Below are 16,516 nucleotides of genomic sequence, written 5' to 3'. Positions count from 1 at the left end.
TACACATGGTTGATGCAGTCAGTCTTTCATTAAAGGGAAGCAAAAGCCGAGCCTTAAAAGATAAGCTCGCAAAGTATGGTGTCACCGGCGGCGGAATGCTGGTTCTGGTCGCACTGATGCTGATTTTCTTTTATCTACTGTACGTGATTTTGCCACTGTTTAAATCGGCCTCAGTCGAAAAACAGCAGCAGGTGAGCGTGAACACACAAAAGCCAGCGCTTGCGCTCGGGCTGGATGAGCGCAGTGAAGCCGGTTACCGTCTGACGACGGACGGTGAACTGACCTATATTCAACTGGCTGCCGATCGTACTCAGCCTCCGGGCACGGTACTGTTGCAACAAAAGATCAGCCCCAATAGCACTTCGGTGGGTTATACCATTCCGAGCGTGGGCATTTATGCCTTGGGCAATGCCGATGGCTCGGTGAGTGTGGTGCAACCGCAGTTCTCTTCCCTGTTCGGGACGGATAACCAGCGTCATACCACGCCAAAAATCAAATACCCGCTGGGGGAAACGCCACTGCTGCTGGATAGCCAAAAGCAGCCGTTGGTGCGTGTAGCGGTCAGTGTGCAAGAGGATTCTGCCGAGCTGGTGGGGCTGACTGCTGACCATCGCCTGCTGTTTGGCCGTTACAGCGAAGATGAAAACATGCTGAGCGGGGAAACCGAATGGAAGGGGGATGTTCAAGCCATCGCGGATATTCCCAAGCAGATTAATGAGCTGCTGCTGACGCCAAACGGCCGTTTTTTGTATCTGCTGTCTGGCAAACAACTGCACATCTTTGATTTGCGCGGAGATACGCCTGAGCTGCGTGAAGTGGTGACCTTAAGCCAAGATGCGACGCCAACTAAACTGGCCTTAATGCCGGGAGGCAGTTCGTTGCTGGTGGCTACCGATGATGGTCGCATCACCCAATGGTTTGATGTTAACAAGGGCAAAGGCCCAGTGTTGACGCAAATCCGTGAGCTGGAAAACCATGCTGGCCCATTGGTGCAACTGCAACCTGAGTATTTCCGCCGTGGCTTTGTCACGCTGTCTGATAACGGCAATGTGGGTCTGTACTACACCACCAGTGCCAATAAGCTGCTGCAAGAAAAGCTGCTGGATAAAAAACCAAATGCGTTGACCATTTCTTCGCGTGCTAATGGCTTGTTGCTGGAAGAAGATGGCAGCTGGAAGTTGTACCAAGTACACAACGAGCACCCTGAAGTAAGCTGGAGTGCCTTGTGGGACAAAGTCTGGTACGAAGGTTATCGTGAGCCGCAGTATGTGTGGCAGTCCACCTCCGCCAGTGATGATTTTGAGTCCAAGCTGAGCTTGGTGCCGATCTCCTTCGGTACCTTGAAAGCAGCTTTCTACGCCATGTTGTTTGCTGTGCCATTGGCTTTGGCCGGCGCAATTTATACCGCCTACTTCATGTCGCCGGGGATGCGTAAAGCGATTAAACCGACCGTGGAGATCATGGGCGCGCTGCCTACCGTGATCTTGGGCTTCTTGGCCGGTTTGTGGCTGGCTCCGGTACTTGAGCAATACCTCACTGGGGTGCTGACCTTCTTGGTCTTGCTGCCGGTGTCAATTTTGCTGACCGCTTTTGTCTGGGGCCGTCTGCCAGAGCGTCTGCGCTCCAAAGAGGGCTGGGATGCACTGGTGTTGGTGCCGGTCATTTTGCTGGTGGGCTACGGTTCATTCTCGGCCAGCTCGTGGATCGATCATGCCTTCTTTGGCGGTAATATTCGCGATTACTTGAGCAACGATCTGGGCATCACCTTTGACCAGCGTAACGCTTTAGTGGTGGGGATTGCGATGGGCTTTGCGGTGATCCCGAATATCTTCTCGATTGCGGAAGATGCGATTTTCAGTGTGCCACGTAACCTGACCAACGGCTCACTGGCACTGGGCGCCACACCATGGCAGACCTTAACCCGCGTCGTATTGCTGACCGCCAGCCCGGGGATTTTCTCGGCGGTGATGATCGGCCTTGGCCGCGCGGTAGGGGAAACCATGATCGTATTGATGGCGACCGGTAATACCCCGATTCTGGATTGGAGCATCTTCCAAGGGCTGCGAACCTTGGCGGCTAACATCGCGGTAGAAATGCCAGAGGCCGAAGTGGCCAGTACCCATTACCGGGTCTTGTTCTTGACGGCTTTTGTGTTGTTCGTCTTTACGTTCGTATTCAACACCATTGCGGAATACATCCGTCAGCGTTTACGTGACAAGTACAGCTCGCTGTAAGGGAAGAGTGATGAATAAGTGGTTTAAATCAGGAACCCCGTGGATCTGGATGACGGCTGGCGCCGTCTCCTTGAGTCTGATTGCGGTTGTGGGGCTGTTGTTGCTGATTGGTGCCCGCGGTCTGGTGTATTTCTGGCCGCACACCGTATACCAATTTGGCGTGATCAGCGAGCAAGGCATCGAGCGGGTGATTGGCGAGATCCATGGCCGTGAGATGGTGCCGCGTGAGCGTTTGATTGCCAACGGCGTGAATCTGGATAACTTCCCCGATGCCGATGTGCCGCGTTATCTGGTGAAAACCGGTAACCGCGAGTTCGTGAATCTTGATTTCCGTACCATTTTGGAAAGTGAAATCAAGTCGCGCACGGTGCCAGAAGGCGTGCTGGTATTAGAGCGGGCGAAAAACGGCAACTTTTACGGCTTCTTACAGGGGATGACCGAAAATGGTCAGCCGCTGGAAACCGCTGATCTGAAAGGCGAAATGCAGCGTCGTCTGGCGCGAGTACTGGAGTTGAATGCGCAGATTGACCGCTTGCAGAAAGTGGATATTGGTGCCATCAACCACGGATTAGAGCGCCTGCGGATGCGTGAGCGTGCGCTGCAGCTGCAAGGCAACCTGACCGAGCAAGATGAAGCGCAGTTTGCCGCTGAGCGCGCCGGTTTTGACCGTCAGTATTCGGCGCTGGAGCAGCAACTGATGAGTCTGCGTGAGCAGACCGGTCGTGATGCGCTGCTGGTCAAAGATATGCGCGGGGAAGTGGTCACCATCCCAATGTCTAACGTGATGGATGCCTATTACCCGAATGACATGCACGGGGTGCAGAAAGTGGGGCACTGGTTCCATCAGGTGTGGAAGTTCCTGACCGAAGACCCGCGTGAAGCCAACACTGAAGGCGGGGTGTTCCCAGCCATTTTCGGTACCGTATTCATGGTGCTGCTGATGTCGGTGTTGGTGACGCCGCTCGGGGTGGTCGCGGCGATCTACTTGCACGAATACGCCGGTAAGAACGCCATCACCAAGGTTATCCGTATCGCGGTGATTAACTTAGCCGGCGTACCGTCGATTGTGTACGGGGTATTTGGCTTAGGCTTTTTCGTCTACATGCTGGGCGGCAGCATCGATAAGCTGTTCTACCCAGAAGCGCTGCCAACGCCAACGTTCGGCACCCCAGGGGTGATGTGGGCGGCGATCACGCTGGCGATTTTGACCTTGCCGGTGGTGATTGTGTCGACCGAAGAAGGCTTGTCACGTATTCCAAGTGCGGTGCGTCAAGGCTCACTGGCGCTGGGCGCGACCAAAGCCGAAACCCTGTGGCGAATTGTGATCCCGATGGCTAGCCCAGCGATTATGACGGGCTTGATTTTGGCGGTGGCACGCGCCGCCGGTGAAACGGCGCCGCTGATGCTGGTGGGGGTAGTGAAATTGGCACCGACGTTGCCGGTCGATCTGAACTTCCCGTATGTGCATCTGGATCGTAAGTTCATGCACTTGGGCTTCCATATTTACGACGTGGGCTTCCAGAGCCCGAACGTGGAGGCGGCCCGTCCGCTGGTGTTTGCCACCTCGTTCCTGCTGGTTACTGTGATTGTCGGTCTGAACCTGACCGCCATCGGCATCCGTAACCATTTACGTGAAAAATACCGTTCCATGGATATCTAACCGGCCGGTTTAGGCAGTATTGACAGGAAAGCGTGATGATTACACTGAATGCCAACGTATCTGATTCTCCAGTGTTGGATCTGGAAAACTTAAGCCCTGAGCTGACCGCGCTGGAAGTGAAGGAGCTGGATTTATTCTACGGTAATAAGCAGGCGTTATTTAATGTTTGCATGAAGATCCCTAAAGGCCAGGTAACGGCGTTTATCGGCCCATCAGGGTGCGGTAAGTCGACCTTGCTGCGTTGCTTTAACCGGATGAACGATCTGGTTGATACTTGCCGCGTTGACGGTGAGATTGCCCTGCATGGTCATAACATTTATGACAAATCGGTGGATGTGGCGGCACTGCGTCGCCGCGTCGGGATGGTATTCCAGCGCCCGAACCCGTTCCCGAAATCCATCTACGAAAACGTGGTGTATGGCCTGCGCCTGCAAGGCATCAAAGATCGCCGGGTGTTGGATGAAGCGGTTGAGCGTTCGCTGCGCGGTGCGGCTATCTGGGATGAGGTGAAAGACCGTCTGCATGAAAATGCCTTTGGTCTGTCTGGCGGTCAGCAGCAGCGTCTGGTGATTGCGCGCGCGATTGCTATCGAGCCGGAAGTGCTGTTACTGGATGAACCGACCTCGGCGCTGGATCCGATATCAACATTAACGATTGAAGAGCTGATCAACGAGCTGAAGAGCAAGTACACTGTGGTGATTGTAACCCACAACATGCAACAGGCAGCCCGCGTATCCGATCAGACGGCGTTTATGTACATGGGGGAGCTGATTGAGTATTCCGATACCAATACCCTGTTTACAACCCCGAAGAAAAAGAAAACCGAAGACTACATTACCGGTCGTTATGGTTAATGGATGGGTGCTGATATGGACAATATGCAATTAAATAAACACATTTCCGGCCAGTTCAATACCGAACTGGAAACCATCCGCACCCAAGTGATGAGCATGGGCGGTCTGGTGGAGCAACAACTGACCGATGCTATCCGTGCGATGCACGATCGTGATGAGAATCTGGCGCGGCGCGTGATCCAAGATGATGCCAAGGTCAACATGATGGAAGTGTCCATCGATGAAGCTTGTGTGCGCATCATCGCTAAGCGTCAGCCAACGGCCAGTGATTTGCGTTTGGTGATGGCGATTATTAAAACTATCGCCGAGCTGGAGCGTATTGGCGACGTTGCCGAGCGGATTGCCAAGACCGCGCTGGAGAACTTCACCAATCAGCATCAACCACTGCTGGTAAGTCTGGAGTCGCTCGGTAGCCATACCGTGCAGATGCTGCACGACGTGCTGGATGCCTTTGCCCGCATGGATGTCGATGCGGCCATTCGTGTCTACCGTGAAGATCGTAAGGTGGATAAAGAGTACGAAGGGATTATCCGTCAGCTGATGACGTACATGATGGAAGATCCGCGCTCGATTCCTAACGTGTTGACCGCCATGTGGTGCGCGCGCGCTATCGAGCGGATTGGCGATCGGTGCCAGAACATCTGTGAGTACATCTTCTACTTTGTGAAAGGAAAAGATGTGCGTCACTTAAACGGTGATGATCTGGAGCAGATGCTGCAGTAACAACTATCTCTGCGCGTGCGCAGCATCGTGGCATCAGCATAACGCCGCCGTCTCCGGCTGACCTATTTGATGATAGGGCAACGGGTACGGCGGCGTTGTTGTTGGTGCGCGTAGGTTATGCGTAGACGATGTATGGTTTACTTGCCTTTACTTGGCATGGCGCTTACTTGCCATGAGTGTCTGGCAGTTCCGGTTCGCCATTCATGGTGCCATAAAAATCGGGCACCAACGTTTGGCTTTCATACGGGATACGCAGATAGCCATTTTTATTCAGTGGCGGTAACTCCACCGGCGCGTAGGTGATTTTTTCATACGGCACTTGCGAGAGCAGATGACGAATACAGTTTAAGCGCGCACTGCGTTTATCATCTGAGGGTACCACCCACCAAGGGGCGTTTTTGGTGTCGGTGAACTCAAACATCTGATCTTTGGCCTGCGAGTATTCGGCCCAGCGGGTGCGCGATTCTAAGTCCATCGGGCTGAATTTCCAGCGCTTATGCGGCGTATTGATACGCTCTAAAAAGCGTTTTTCCTGCTCCTCATCGGACACTGAGAACCAGTATTTAATCAAGATGATCCCCGCTCGTTGCAGCATGCGCTCAAATTCGGGGCAGGTACGCAAAAACTCTTCGTATTCGGCATCGCTGCAAAAGCCCATCACCCGTTCAACGCCTGCGCGGTTATACCAGCTGCGGTCAAACAGCACGATTTCGCCACCGGCCGGTAACTGGGCGACATAACGCTGGAAGTACCACTGGCTGCGTTCACGCTCAGTGGGTTTATCCAGCGCCACAATCCGGCACACGCGCGGATTGAGCTTATCGGTAATCGCTTTGATGGTACTGCCTTTGCCCGCGCCATCACGTCCTTCAAACACCACCACCACTTTGAGCTTTTGGGCTTTGACCCACTCTTGCATGCTGACCAGCTCTGTTTGCAGTGCCAGCAATTCGCGCTCGTAGACGGCTTTACTCAATTTGTCCTTGGCCATACGCACTCCTTGAATTCGGGAATGGGGGAATACGGCGACAACTTCACTCTGCCTAGTGGCAGTGTAGCGCATGCGACTAGGCAGAAATGGGCCACCGCTGACAAATTGATCTGATGAGTGGTGAATGCCGGTTGGTGTTCAGGCTCTGCGCGCCAATAAAAAACCCGCCGTAGCGGGTTTTCTGGTGCTCATTGTTGTCAGTAATCGGTGTAATGAACCGAGTTACTCTGCCGCATAGCCTTGGGCCGGCAGTGGCTCACCATCCATCAGTGCTTGCTGATTTTGGTATTGCAGACGGCCTTCCAAGAACCATTTGATCACCAATGGATAGCTGCGGTGCTCTTGCTCTTGCACGCGCTGGGCCACATCGGCGGCGGTGTCATCATCAAAAATCGGCACTTGCGCTTGCAAAATGATCGGGCCGCCATCGAGCTGCTCGGTCACGAAGTGAATGCTGGCACCGTGCACGGTATCACCGGCATCAATCGCCCGCTGGTGGGTATTTAACCCTGGGTATTTTGGCAGCAGGGATGGGTGGATGTTCAGCAGCTTACCGCTAAAACGCTGCACGAAGGCATCGCTCAGCACGCGCATGAAACCGGCCAAAATCACCACCGCAGGCTGGTAATGGTCAACCTGTTCGGCCAGCGCAGCATCGAAAGCGGCACGGTCGGCGAAGTCACGCTGACGCAGTACTGCGGTTGGAATGCCGGCTGCCTGCGCACGCTCCAGGGCGAAAGCATCGCTGCGATCGCAGATCACTGCTGCAACCTGACCCGGAATTTGTCCAGCCGCACAAGCATCCATAATCGCTTGCAGATTGGAGCCGTTGCCTGAAGCTAATACCACGATATTTTGAGATGACGAAGACATTAACGGATGACCACTTGTTGTTCGTTAGGAGTCGATGCCCCGATCATACCGATTTGCCACGCTTTTTCACCTGCTGCGGTGAGAATTTTCAACGCCGACTGTACGTGCGCCTGTGGCAGCGCAATGATCATGCCCACGCCGCAGTTAAAGGTGCGGTACATTTCATGTGTTGATACATTGCCTTGCGTTTGCAGCCAATGGAAGATGGCCGGCCATTGCCAGCTGCTCTCATCGATAATGGCTTGGGTATTTTCTGGCAGCACGCGCGGGATATTTTCCCAGAAACCGCCACCGGTTAAGTGTGCAATGGCGTGGATTTCACTGTTGGCAATCAGCTCCAGTACCGAGCGCACATACAGCTTGGTGGGGGCCAGCAGGTGATCAGCCAGAGATTGACCTTCAAGCTCGGTAGTCTCTGGGTCTTGGCCGCTGACTTCTAAAATTTTACGGATCAGGGAATAACCGTTGGAGTGTGGGCCGCTAGAGGCGAGGGCAATCAAGGCATCGCCCGCTTGTACTTTGCTGCCGTCAATGATTTCGGATTTTTCCACCACGCCTACGCAGAAACCGGCCACGTCATAATCATCACCGTGGTACATCCCCGGCATCTCAGCGGTTTCACCGCCGACCAGCGCACACCCGGACTCTTCACAGCCTTTGGCAATCCCTGTGATCACGGCGGCTGCGGTATCGACATCCAGCTTACCAGTGGCGTAGTAGTCGAGGAAAAACAGTGGCTCAGCCCCCTGAACGATCAGGTCGTTGACGCACATCGCCACCAGATCGATACCGATCGTATCGTGACGCTTAAGATCCATCGCCAGACGCAGTTTGGTACCTACGCCATCGGTACCTGAGACCAGAACCGGCTCACGGTATTTTTGCGGTAACGCACACAGCGCACCAAAACCACCCAGCCCGCCCATCACTTCCGGACGGCGGGTACGGCCGACGACGCCTTTAATACGGTCGACCAGCGCATTACCTGCATCAATATCTACACCAGCATCTTTGTAGCTCAAAGAGGTCTTGTTGCTCACGGGGATTCCTCGCGGTTTAGTCCAGGGTTTAAACTCGGCGGCGTCATTCTAGCAGTGAAGGCAAACGTTTGCGAGGTGTTGCGCGTAGCGGGTGAAAAAAGGGTAGGAGTAAAGCGCAATCGATTAACTTGTGAGCAAACGCACGCGAAGGCCTACCGGAATGGGTGAATTCCAGTATATAATCTGTCGATTTTATTTCGGGCTGGTGTAGGAGAAGGTTTATGAAGGTTGTTGAGGTCAAACATCCTCTGGTGAAGCACAAACTGGGTCTGATGCGTGAGGCTGATATCAGCACCAAGCGTTTCCGTGAACTGGCATCCGAAGTGGGCAGTTTGCTGACCTACGAAGCTACCGCAGATCTGGAAACCGAGAAGGTTACCATTGATGGCTGGTGCGGTAAAGTCGAAGTTGAGCAAATTAAGGGTAAAAAAATTACCGTAGTACCGATCCTGCGTGCCGGTCTGGGCATGATGGACGGTGTGCTGGAGCACGTGCCAAGCGCGCGCATCAGCGTTGTGGGTGTGTACCGTGATGAAGAGACTCTGGAGCCGGTACCTTACTTCCAGAAGCTGGTCTCTAACATCGAAGAGCGTATGGCGCTGGTGGTGGACCCAATGCTGGCCACCGGTGGCTCGATGATCGCGACTATCGACCTGCTGAAAAAAGCCGGTTGCAGCAGCATTAAAGTGCTGGTGCTGGTGGCTGCGCCAGAAGGGATCGCGGCGCTGGAAAAAGCGCATCCGGATATCGAGCTGTATTGCGCGTCCGTGGATAAGTGCCTGAACGAAAAAGGCTACATTATTCCGGGTCTGGGTGATGCGGGCGATAAGATCTTCGGTACTAAATAATCGGTACTCAATCATCAGTGCTAACATCAGTTAAGCCAGCACTGACGCAGCGATTTTGTTAATAGAACATCACATTGCAGGTTGTTGTTACGTGCTACTGGCCATGTAGTAGAGGCCATGTGGTAGACAGGAGCAGCTCCGGTGTGATTTCTATGACAGATTTTTGCGAGCAGCTTCAGACGCCGCCTTTGTGCGGCGTTTTATTTTTTGCGGTTACGGCACTTTTGCGGCAATGTACCGGTCAAAAGCGGCAGTTATACGGGCATTGATACCCGTTGTTAGACCCGAAATCGAGAATTCCAAGGGGAACAAGGTATGCGGATTAAACCCATCGTGGCATGGACTTTCCTGCTACTGGCGGGCGGCGTGCAAGCGGCAGAGGTGAATGATTTTTATCTGGTGCGCTTGCCGGTAAGTGGCGCCCAACTGACCGATGCTCAGCGTAGCGAAGCGCTGGATGATATGTTGATCCGCTACAGTGGTCTGCGTGAATTACCGGCTTCTTCGGCGCTACAAAGTGCTCAGCAACAAGCTGGTCGTTATATTGCCCAAACGCAAACGCGCAATGAAAACGGCGAAAAGACCGCCGATGTCAGTTTTGATCCGGCCGCCGTGCAGCATTTGGCGCAAACCTTAGGCTTACCGGTGTGGAACCATGATCGTCCGGCCATCATGCTGTGGTTGGTGGATAACCGCGGTAATAACAGCGCAGGCGAGCGGCGCATCATGCTCGATCAAGAGTATTCCGCTGCACGTGAACAACTGCGTCAAGTCGCCATGGAGCGCGGGATCCCACTGCTGCTGCCTTTAGGCGATCTGGAAGATAACATGGCGGTGTCGGCCAGTGATGTGTACGGCAACTTTATTAACCCAATTGCCGCCGCCAGTTTGCGTTACCAGCCGGATGCGGTACTGGTGGCGTCACTGAACAATGATAGCCTGACCTGGCATCTGTATGATGCCGCGCCAGATAAGCTGCAAACTTCACTGCCACAATCGCAAGAATATACCTTACCGGGCGCGCCAGATCAGACCGTTGGTGAGATGCTAGAGCAGGTCGCCGATTACTACGCGAAAAAAGCGCGCGATGCGGCTACACCGGCTACTGCCGTGGCGGGTGCCGCTTCGGCGAACATGGCTCCTGCTAGCACTGCTGCGGTCGGTGCGATTAACGCTGGCTCAGAGCCTGTGGCTAACTCTGCACCGGCTGTCGATTCTGCTGCGACTGCCGCTGTGGCACCTATTGCCATGGGCGCGGCCTCAGCGACCGCCGCCACAACTGCTGTCCCAACAACCGCGGTGCCCATTACTGGCCCACAAGAGACATCTGTGGCTGGCGGAATGGTACCCGCGAATGTACCGGCGACTGCGACAGCGGCAGCCAGTGCCGCAGCTAATAGCGTGGCGGGTAGTGCATCGGCCGATGGCGTTTTACCTACCGCGCAGCTGGTGCAGCAAGATATGCAGGCACAATCGGCGCTGCCGGATGCCAGCAGTGTGAGCGGCTATGCCGGCACGGTGATGCGTAGCGGTACCACGCCGCCGCCGGCCTCCGCGATTTCACCGCAAATGAGTTACCCCTCTACGCCGCTGGCTGATAATCAATACGCCTTGGTGGTGGCAGGAATAACCTCGCCTGATCAGTTAACGCAGCTCAGTAAACGCCTGAAAGCACTGACGGCGGCGACGGATGTACAGATGATTGGTCTGGCCGGTAGCGAAGTGGAATATCACATGGTGATGAAAGGAACGCGCGCTGATTTGGAAAAAGAGTTGGCGGCGGCCGGTTCGCTGAAAATGGATGCGGGCAATGCGGCGCAGGGAAAAGTGCTAAAATATCAATGGGGATCGTAACCGATCCCCAGGTGAGTTCTAACATGGCCCTGAACATGATAGACTTAGCGGCAGTTATATTAATGAGTGGACTTGAGTGGATCTGAATACACCGGCTCAGCTGTCGCTACCGATCAACCTTCCTGACGATGAAACCTTTTCCAGTTTTTATCCGGGTAAAAACCAGCAATTGCTGGAGGCGATCCAATCCCTGATTCAGGGCGATAGTGGCGGATATCTCTACTTCTGGGCGCGTAAAGGCGCGGGACGTAGTCATCTGCTACACGCTGCGTGTGCCGAACTGTCTGCTCATAATCTGGCGGTAGGTTATGTACCGCTGGATAAACGCGAGTATTTTGGTCCCGATGTGCTAGAAGGCATGGAGCATCTGGCGCTGGTTTGTATCGATAATATCGAGCTGATCGCGGGCGATCCCGAGTGGGAATTGGCGATTTTTGACCTGTATAACCGGATCCGTGAGCAGGGGCGCACGCGTTTGCTGATCGCCGGTGATCAGGCACCGCGTCAACTCAACCTGACCTTACCGGATCTGGCATCGCGTCTGGATTGGGGACAGATCTACAAACTCTATCCACTGGCGGATGAAGATAAGCTGCAGGCGCTGCAAGCGCGGGCGCGTTTGCGTGGCTTTGAGATGCCAGAAGATGTTGGCCGCTTTCTGCTCAAGCGTTTGAGCCGCGATATGCGGACCTTGTTTGATACCTTAGATAAACTCGATCACGCCTCGATAGCGGCGCAGCGTAAGCTGACCATCCCGTTTGTGAAAGAGATCCTCTCGCTCTGAGTTGGGTTTTCTCGCTTTTTATCTACTTGCCTGCCTATCTATTTATCTTGTTATCTTTCTTTCTATTAAGGGCTATCGTGGCTATCTAGGCTAATTGCGCGCGATACCTGAGGCGCGTGTTGTCGTTTTGGGATTTTATTCCGCTTTTAGTTTGTGCAGTTTTAGCCCCAATTCTTGACCACGTTTACGTGCGTACAGCAGATTTAAGGTAAAGCTACCGCTTGTTAGGATCAGCTCGACAATGCCCAGCCAGCGCTCACCCTCATCAATGGTGATGATCGTTAAGGCATGTAAAAAATAGAGCATCAGGACGAAATTAGCCCACGCATGGGTATACGGCCGCCCTTGAAACAGTCCACGTAAAGGGAACAGTAACGGCGCACACCAGCCTAGCGTGACGGCCCATGCCGGTAGGTGCGGATGCGGTGAAAGCCATAAATGCCAAACCACCTGCCATAACAGTAACCCGAGCCAAAATAGACGAGTACCTTGCCACAAGGTATGGGTATAAGTGCCGGGTGGTGGATAGCTTGCGGAAGGGGTTATCGGGGTCTGTGCCATCATCAACATCCTGTTAATTGTCTGTCCATTTGCCAAAGCACGCTTTGCGGCAGTATCAGCGTGCTGGCGGGGCATTGTCACGCAGTTTTTTGCATACCTGCGCCAGTCGCTGCCCTTGAATGCGCGCCAGTTGCTGCTCATGAGGGCTCAGACCTGGTTGATGTCCGGTATGCCCCGCACCATAAGGCGCGCCGCCTTGCTGGGTTTGATGCAGCGCCGGTTCACTGTAGGGCAGGCCGAGCACCAGCATACCGTGGTGCAGCAGCGGTAACATCAACCCCAGTAAGGTGGCCTCTTGTCCGCCGTGTTGGCTGGATGATGAGGTAAACACACAGGCCGGTTTGTCGATCAGACTGCCTTTGAGCCAGTCGGCACTGGTGCTATCCCAAAAGTGCTTCATGGGTGCGGCCATTTGGCCAAAATAGCTGGGGCTGCCTAAGGCGAGCCCCATGCAGTGTTCGAGCTCATGCGCACTAACGCGCGGATCGTCATCGGGATGTTCGGCGGCATGGGAGGTACTTTCTCCCCACTCGGGCACGGTGCGCAGCCAAACGGGCAGACCTTCGGCTTGGACGCCGCGCGCAATCTGCTGTGCCAGACGGCGGGTGGCTCCATGGCGTGAGTAATACAGTACCAATACCGCCGACATCAGAGGATATCCAGAACCTGTTGCGGCGGACGGCCAATACGCGCTTGGCCGTTATTGACCACAATTGGCCGCTCGATTAACCGTGGGTGAGCCAGCATAGCATCCAGCAATTGATCTTCGCTCAGCGCCGGATTATCTAAACCCAACTCGAGATATGCGCTCTCTTTGTGTCGCATTAAGTCACGTGCCGAGGCAAGGCCGAGCTGTTGGATCAGCGCTTGTAAGGTGGCTTTATCAGGTGGTGTTTGCAGGTACAGCACCACATCCGGTTGCAGACCACGCTCTTCGAGCAGGCTTAAGGTTTCTCGGCTTTTTGAGCAGCGTGGGTTGTGATAAATGGTCAGCATGATTAGCGATGTTTCCTTTTTCGTTATTATGGCGAGCGCGATTTTTGTTGTTATCTTAGGATTTAAATTTACTGTAGCGATTTTGTAGCTGGCGCAGCTGATCAATGCGCGCATCATAGCGCGCTTGCTTGAGGCTATTGACCTTCACCAGCTGGCTAGCGTTAGTCAGCAAGGTGATCGCTTCATCGAAATTGCCTTGCAGTGCGCTGTTTTCGGCGCGGGCGGCCAATTCGGCATCACGTTGACCAAGCGCGGCATACACTTCGGCTGACAGTCCCCAACCATTGAGATCATTTGGATTGGCGAAGGTATAGCGCTCCAAGCGCTTGATCGCTTCTTGGGACTGACCGGCTTTGTAATAGGCGTTGGCCAAGTTGAGCTGTAAGACGCGGCTATCGGGCTGGCTTTGCAGCGCCTGTTGCAAGCGGCGTACCGCATCGGCACCACGATTCTGGCCGATATCAATGTCGGTCATCAGATCGATATACCACTGATTTTTCGGGCTCTGCGTCAGTAACGGTTGTAACTCGGTGCGTGCTTGCGCGTACTGGCGGTTTTGATAAGCCAACAAGGCTTTACCGTACTGCGCCGCTTGTTTTTCTAACGCATTACCTTGCGCGCTCATCTGATTCAGTGTGGCGCTAGACAGCGTATTTTCACCGCTGCCGTACATCCCAAGCAGACGGATTTTGGCTAGCTGGAACTCCAGTGAACCGCTTGGATGGCGTTGTGGCAGGCGATTAGCGCGAGTTTGCGCTTCGGCTAAACGGCTTTCTGGTAACGGGTGCGTCAGCAAAATTTCGGGTGGCTTAGAAGCGTAACGATACTGCGCGGCGAGCTTTTCCAAAAATGACGGTGAACCTTGCGGATCGAAGCCCGCGCGCGACAGCAAGGCGATCCCAATCCGATCCGCTTCTTGTTCGTTGCTTTGGGTAAACGAAATCATATTTTGCTGCGTACCGGCCAAGGTACTGCTGAGCGCCGCCATCCCCATTTGTGGGTTTGCCATGGTCAGCAATATCGAGCCGATGGTTGCCGCCCAAGTGAGCGGTGCGGAGCGCTGTTGCTCTTCCATCGCACGCGCCAGATGGCGCTGGGTAACGTGTGAGATTTCGTGCGCAATGACCGAGGCCAGTTCGCTTTCGTTATCGGCGGTCAGGATCAAGCCGGAGTGCAGCACGACGTTGCCGCCAAAAAAGGCGAAGGCGTTGAGATTATTGTTGCGGATCAGCAGGAAATTAAACGGTGTTTGCACCGAATCGGCATGCCGCACCAGACGTTGGCCTAGACCGGCGATATAGGCATCGAGCAGCGGATCGGAGATCAACGGCGCTTTACCGCGCATTTGGCGCAGGTAAAAATCCCCTAGCTCTTTTTCCTGATTAATACTGAGTACGCTGCCGCCAGCAGTGCCGATATCCGGCAAATCGCGGTCGAGCGCAGCATCCGGACTGCTTTCCGGCAAACGTAAATCCAGCGCTGCTTGAACGGGCAGGCTGCTGGTAAGCAAAATGCCGGTCAGCAAGCCGGCAATCGCTGAGTGCGAAAATCGATATGCCATGGATCTCTGTATTATCCTTAATCTAACGACGCCGTAAGTAAACTTCGACCCTGCTTTGCAGGAGAAGTTCTTCTGCCCGCAGGGACACTCCTTTACAATAGACAGACATCTTACACCGGTGCCAAGATGTTATGGAAATGATTCAAATTGATTTGAGTGCGTTACGCTGTCCGCAACTGTTATTGCAGGCGAAAAAAACGTTACGCATGTATCCTGATGCCGCAATGGTGGTTTTTTATCTTTCCGGTTCGGCGGAGTTGCATGATTTGCTCCGTCTGGCACTGGCGCAGGGATGGTGTGTATCCCATGAGCATGAACAGGCGTTATCACGCTGGCGGGTGCAATTGAGCCGTCGGCCTTCTGATAGCCAAGGAGTTGTAAGTTAATGTTGGCGATGTTGTTGCGCTGGTACCGCCAGCGCTTTTCCGATCCGCAGGCGGTCAGTCTGGCATTGCTGCTGTTGATTGGTGCCGGAACCCTTTATTTTTTCAGTAGTTTGATCACTCCGCTGCTGGCTGCGATTGTGCTGGCGTACCTGTTGGAGTGGCCGGTCGGCCGTCTGAGCCATTACGGGATGCCGCGTACGCTGAGTGTGGTGCTGGTGATGTCGGCGTTTGTTGGTTTGATGTTGCTGTCGGTGCTGGTGTTGGTGCCAAGCCTCTGGCAGCAGTGTGCCAATTTGGCACGTGATATTCCGACCATGCTCAATCAATTCCACAATTTTGTCGCGTCCTTGCCAGAGCATTACCCAGATTATATCGATTACAGCATGCTCGATACCTTAACCTCGAGTTTGCGCGATAAGTTTCTGGCCATGGGCGAATCGGTGCTCAAGTTATCTTTGGCGTCACTGGTGAGCTTGGTCGCACTGGCGGTGTATCTGGTGCTGGTACCGCTGATGGTATTTTTCCTGCTCAAGGATAAACAGCAGATGTTTCGCGCCGTATCGCGAGTGCTGCCGAAAAATCGCCATCTGGTCGGTAAAGTGTGGCTGGAGATGAACCAGCAAATCACCAACTACATTCGCGGTAAGGTGATTGAAATTTTGGTGGTTGGGGTGACCTCGTACCTGACGTTTATCGCCTTTGGCCTGAACTATCCGCTGTTGTTGGCGGTATTAGTGGGGCTGTCGGTGTTGATCCCGTATATCGGGGCGGCGTTGGTGACCATTCCGGTCGCGCTGGTGGCGCTGTTTCAGTGGGGCATTTCGCCGGAGTTCTGGTATCTGCTCACTGCCTACCTGATTATTCAGGCGCTGGATGGTAACTTGCTGGTGCCGGTATTGTTCTCGGAAGCGGTGAATTTGCATCCGTTGGTGATTATTGTGTCGGTGCTGGTTTTTGGTGGGCTGTGGGGATTCTGGGGCGTCTTTTTTGCCATCCCACTGGCGACCTTAGTCAAGGCGGTGATCAATGTTTGGCCAGCGCCGGAAGAGCCACCGATGGAAACGGCGTGAGTTGTTTGCCGCTTTAATGGCAAAGCGAAGAGCAAAACGCGAAGAGCCAATAAATAAAAAGGACGGGGTAACCCGTCCTTT

16 protein-coding genes are annotated in these 16,516 nt (G+C 54.1%); 9 read left to right on the top strand and 7 right to left on the bottom strand.

Going from position 1 to position 16,516, the window contains the following annotated elements:
- Positions 1-5: 5 nt before the first annotated feature.
- Genes LQ901_RS10600 through phoU form a run of 4 tightly spaced genes read left to right on the top strand, consistent with a single transcriptional unit; the run spans position 6 to position 5,471 of the window.
- On the top strand, positions 6-2,234 hold the full coding sequence (locus LQ901_RS10600) for an ABC transporter permease subunit (protein WP_064977305.1): 2,229 nt from the start codon (positions 6-8) through the stop codon (positions 2,232-2,234).
- A 10-nt stretch (positions 2,235-2,244) separates the two neighbouring features.
- Positions 2,245-3,894, top strand: a complete 1,650-nt coding sequence (gene pstA / locus LQ901_RS10595) for a phosphate ABC transporter permease PstA (protein ID WP_010862370.1) — start codon at positions 2,245-2,247, stop codon at positions 3,892-3,894.
- 35 nt (positions 3,895-3,929) lie between these two features.
- Positions 3,930-4,748, top strand: coding sequence for a phosphate ABC transporter ATP-binding protein PstB (pstB, locus tag LQ901_RS10590; protein ID WP_010862369.1), 819 nt, complete (start codon positions 3,930-3,932; stop codon positions 4,746-4,748).
- 15 nt (positions 4,749-4,763) lie between these two features.
- Complete coding sequence (gene phoU, locus LQ901_RS10585) at positions 4,764-5,471, top strand: phosphate signaling complex protein PhoU (protein WP_010862368.1); 708 nt, start codon at positions 4,764-4,766, stop codon at positions 5,469-5,471.
- A 163-nt stretch (positions 5,472-5,634) separates the two neighbouring features.
- Here phoU and ppk2 read toward each other — a convergent pair whose 3' ends face one another.
- The 3 genes from ppk2 to purM all read right to left on the bottom strand — a co-directional run bounded on the left by ppk2 (position 5,635) and on the right by purM (position 8,375).
- Positions 5,635-6,462, bottom strand: coding sequence for a polyphosphate kinase 2 (gene ppk2 / locus LQ901_RS10580; RefSeq protein WP_052241784.1), 828 nt, complete (start codon positions 6,460-6,462; stop codon positions 5,635-5,637).
- 222 nt (positions 6,463-6,684) lie between these two features.
- The gene (gene purN / locus LQ901_RS10575) at positions 6,685-7,335 is read right to left on the bottom strand and encodes a phosphoribosylglycinamide formyltransferase (RefSeq protein WP_010862366.1); all 651 of its coding nucleotides are present in this window, start codon (positions 7,333-7,335) and stop codon (positions 6,685-6,687) included.
- On the bottom strand, positions 7,335-8,375 hold the full coding sequence (purM, locus tag LQ901_RS10570; RefSeq protein WP_010862365.1) for a phosphoribosylformylglycinamidine cyclo-ligase: 1,041 nt from the start codon (positions 8,373-8,375) through the stop codon (positions 7,335-7,337). The genes purN and purM overlap by 1 nt, the downstream gene beginning before the upstream one ends.
- A gap of 221 nt (positions 8,376-8,596) precedes the next feature.
- On the opposite strand from purM, the gene upp reads away from it, so the two are divergent.
- From upp to hda, 3 genes are all read left to right on the top strand, one after another.
- The gene (upp, locus tag LQ901_RS10565) at positions 8,597-9,223 is read left to right on the top strand and encodes a uracil phosphoribosyltransferase (RefSeq protein ID WP_039044642.1); all 627 of its coding nucleotides are present in this window, start codon (positions 8,597-8,599) and stop codon (positions 9,221-9,223) included.
- 315 nt (positions 9,224-9,538) lie between these two features.
- Positions 9,539-11,077, top strand: a complete 1,539-nt coding sequence (locus LQ901_RS10560; RefSeq protein WP_233672255.1) for a DUF2066 domain-containing protein — start codon at positions 9,539-9,541, stop codon at positions 11,075-11,077.
- A gap of 82 nt (positions 11,078-11,159) precedes the next feature.
- Complete coding sequence (gene hda, locus LQ901_RS10555) at positions 11,160-11,861, top strand: DnaA inactivator Hda (protein WP_215791181.1); 702 nt, start codon at positions 11,160-11,162, stop codon at positions 11,859-11,861.
- A gap of 135 nt (positions 11,862-11,996) precedes the next feature.
- Here hda and LQ901_RS10550 read toward each other — a convergent pair whose 3' ends face one another.
- The 4 genes from LQ901_RS10550 to LQ901_RS10535 are packed head-to-tail and all read right to left on the bottom strand — an operon-like array spanning position 11,997 to position 14,979.
- Entirely contained in the window at positions 11,997-12,425 is a 429-nt protein-coding gene (locus tag LQ901_RS10550; protein WP_233672254.1) for a DUF2069 domain-containing protein, read from the bottom strand.
- 52 nt (positions 12,426-12,477) lie between these two features.
- The gene (gene wrbA, locus LQ901_RS10545) at positions 12,478-13,071 is read right to left on the bottom strand and encodes an NAD(P)H:quinone oxidoreductase (RefSeq protein ID WP_064977308.1); all 594 of its coding nucleotides are present in this window, start codon (positions 13,069-13,071) and stop codon (positions 12,478-12,480) included.
- Positions 13,071-13,418, bottom strand: coding sequence for an arsenate reductase (glutaredoxin) (gene arsC / locus LQ901_RS10540; RefSeq protein WP_064977309.1), 348 nt, complete (start codon positions 13,416-13,418; stop codon positions 13,071-13,073). Before arsC ends, wrbA begins: the two co-directional genes overlap by 1 nt.
- A gap of 55 nt (positions 13,419-13,473) precedes the next feature.
- On the bottom strand, positions 13,474-14,979 hold the full coding sequence (locus LQ901_RS10535; protein WP_010862357.1) for a M48 family metallopeptidase: 1,506 nt from the start codon (positions 14,977-14,979) through the stop codon (positions 13,474-13,476).
- Between the two features lie 131 nt (positions 14,980-15,110).
- Here LQ901_RS10535 and LQ901_RS10530 point away from each other — a divergent pair, with 131 nt between their 5' ends.
- Positions 15,111-15,365: a sulfurtransferase TusA family protein gene (locus tag LQ901_RS10530; protein WP_064977310.1), complete on the top strand. Its 255-nt coding sequence runs from the start codon at positions 15,111-15,113 to the stop codon at positions 15,363-15,365.
- Positions 15,365-16,435: an AI-2E family transporter gene (locus tag LQ901_RS10525; RefSeq protein ID WP_064977311.1), complete on the top strand. Its 1,071-nt coding sequence runs from the start codon at positions 15,365-15,367 to the stop codon at positions 16,433-16,435. The genes LQ901_RS10530 and LQ901_RS10525 overlap by 1 nt, the downstream gene beginning before the upstream one ends.
- Positions 16,436-16,516 lie beyond the last annotated feature (81 nt).

It is taken from the genome of Plesiomonas sp. PI-19, assembly GCF_021368255.1.
Taxonomy (GTDB): Bacteria; Pseudomonadota; Gammaproteobacteria; order Enterobacterales; family CAMTGL01; genus Plesiomonas; species Plesiomonas shigelloides.
Note: the sequence above shows the minus strand (reverse complement) of the source record. Positions and strands in the feature narration are given on the sequence as shown.

Excerpts from the sequence above, each read along its gene's own strand:
- LQ901_RS10525 (WP_064977311.1), top strand. The coding sequence starts at position 15,365 with ATGTTGGCGATGTTGTTGCGCTGGTACCGCCAGCGCTTTTCCGATCCG.
- ppk2 (WP_052241784.1), bottom strand. The coding sequence starts at position 6,462 with ATGGCCAAGGACAAATTGAGTAAAGCCGTCTACGAGCGCGAATTGCTG.
- purN (WP_010862366.1), bottom strand. The coding sequence starts at position 7,335 with ATGTCTTCGTCATCTCAAAATATCGTGGTATTAGCTTCAGGCAACGGC.
- upp (WP_039044642.1), top strand. The coding sequence starts at position 8,597 with ATGAAGGTTGTTGAGGTCAAACATCCTCTGGTGAAGCACAAACTGGGT.
- LQ901_RS10550 (WP_233672254.1), bottom strand. The coding sequence starts at position 12,425 with ATGATGGCACAGACCCCGATAACCCCTTCCGCAAGCTATCCACCACCC.
- LQ901_RS10600 (WP_064977305.1), top strand. The coding sequence starts at position 6 with ATGGTTGATGCAGTCAGTCTTTCATTAAAGGGAAGCAAAAGCCGAGCC.
- LQ901_RS10560 (WP_233672255.1), top strand. The coding sequence starts at position 9,539 with ATGCGGATTAAACCCATCGTGGCATGGACTTTCCTGCTACTGGCGGGC.
- wrbA (WP_064977308.1), bottom strand. The coding sequence starts at position 13,071 with ATGTCGGCGGTATTGGTACTGTATTACTCACGCCATGGAGCCACCCGC.
- LQ901_RS10535 (WP_010862357.1), bottom strand. The coding sequence starts at position 14,979 with ATGGCATATCGATTTTCGCACTCAGCGATTGCCGGCTTGCTGACCGGC.
- pstA (WP_010862370.1), top strand. The coding sequence starts at position 2,245 with ATGAATAAGTGGTTTAAATCAGGAACCCCGTGGATCTGGATGACGGCT.
- arsC (WP_064977309.1), bottom strand. The coding sequence starts at position 13,418 with ATGCTGACCATTTATCACAACCCACGCTGCTCAAAAAGCCGAGAAACC.
- pstB (WP_010862369.1), top strand. The coding sequence starts at position 3,930 with ATGATTACACTGAATGCCAACGTATCTGATTCTCCAGTGTTGGATCTG.
- phoU (WP_010862368.1), top strand. The coding sequence starts at position 4,764 with ATGGACAATATGCAATTAAATAAACACATTTCCGGCCAGTTCAATACC.
- LQ901_RS10530 (WP_064977310.1), top strand. The coding sequence starts at position 15,111 with ATGGAAATGATTCAAATTGATTTGAGTGCGTTACGCTGTCCGCAACTG.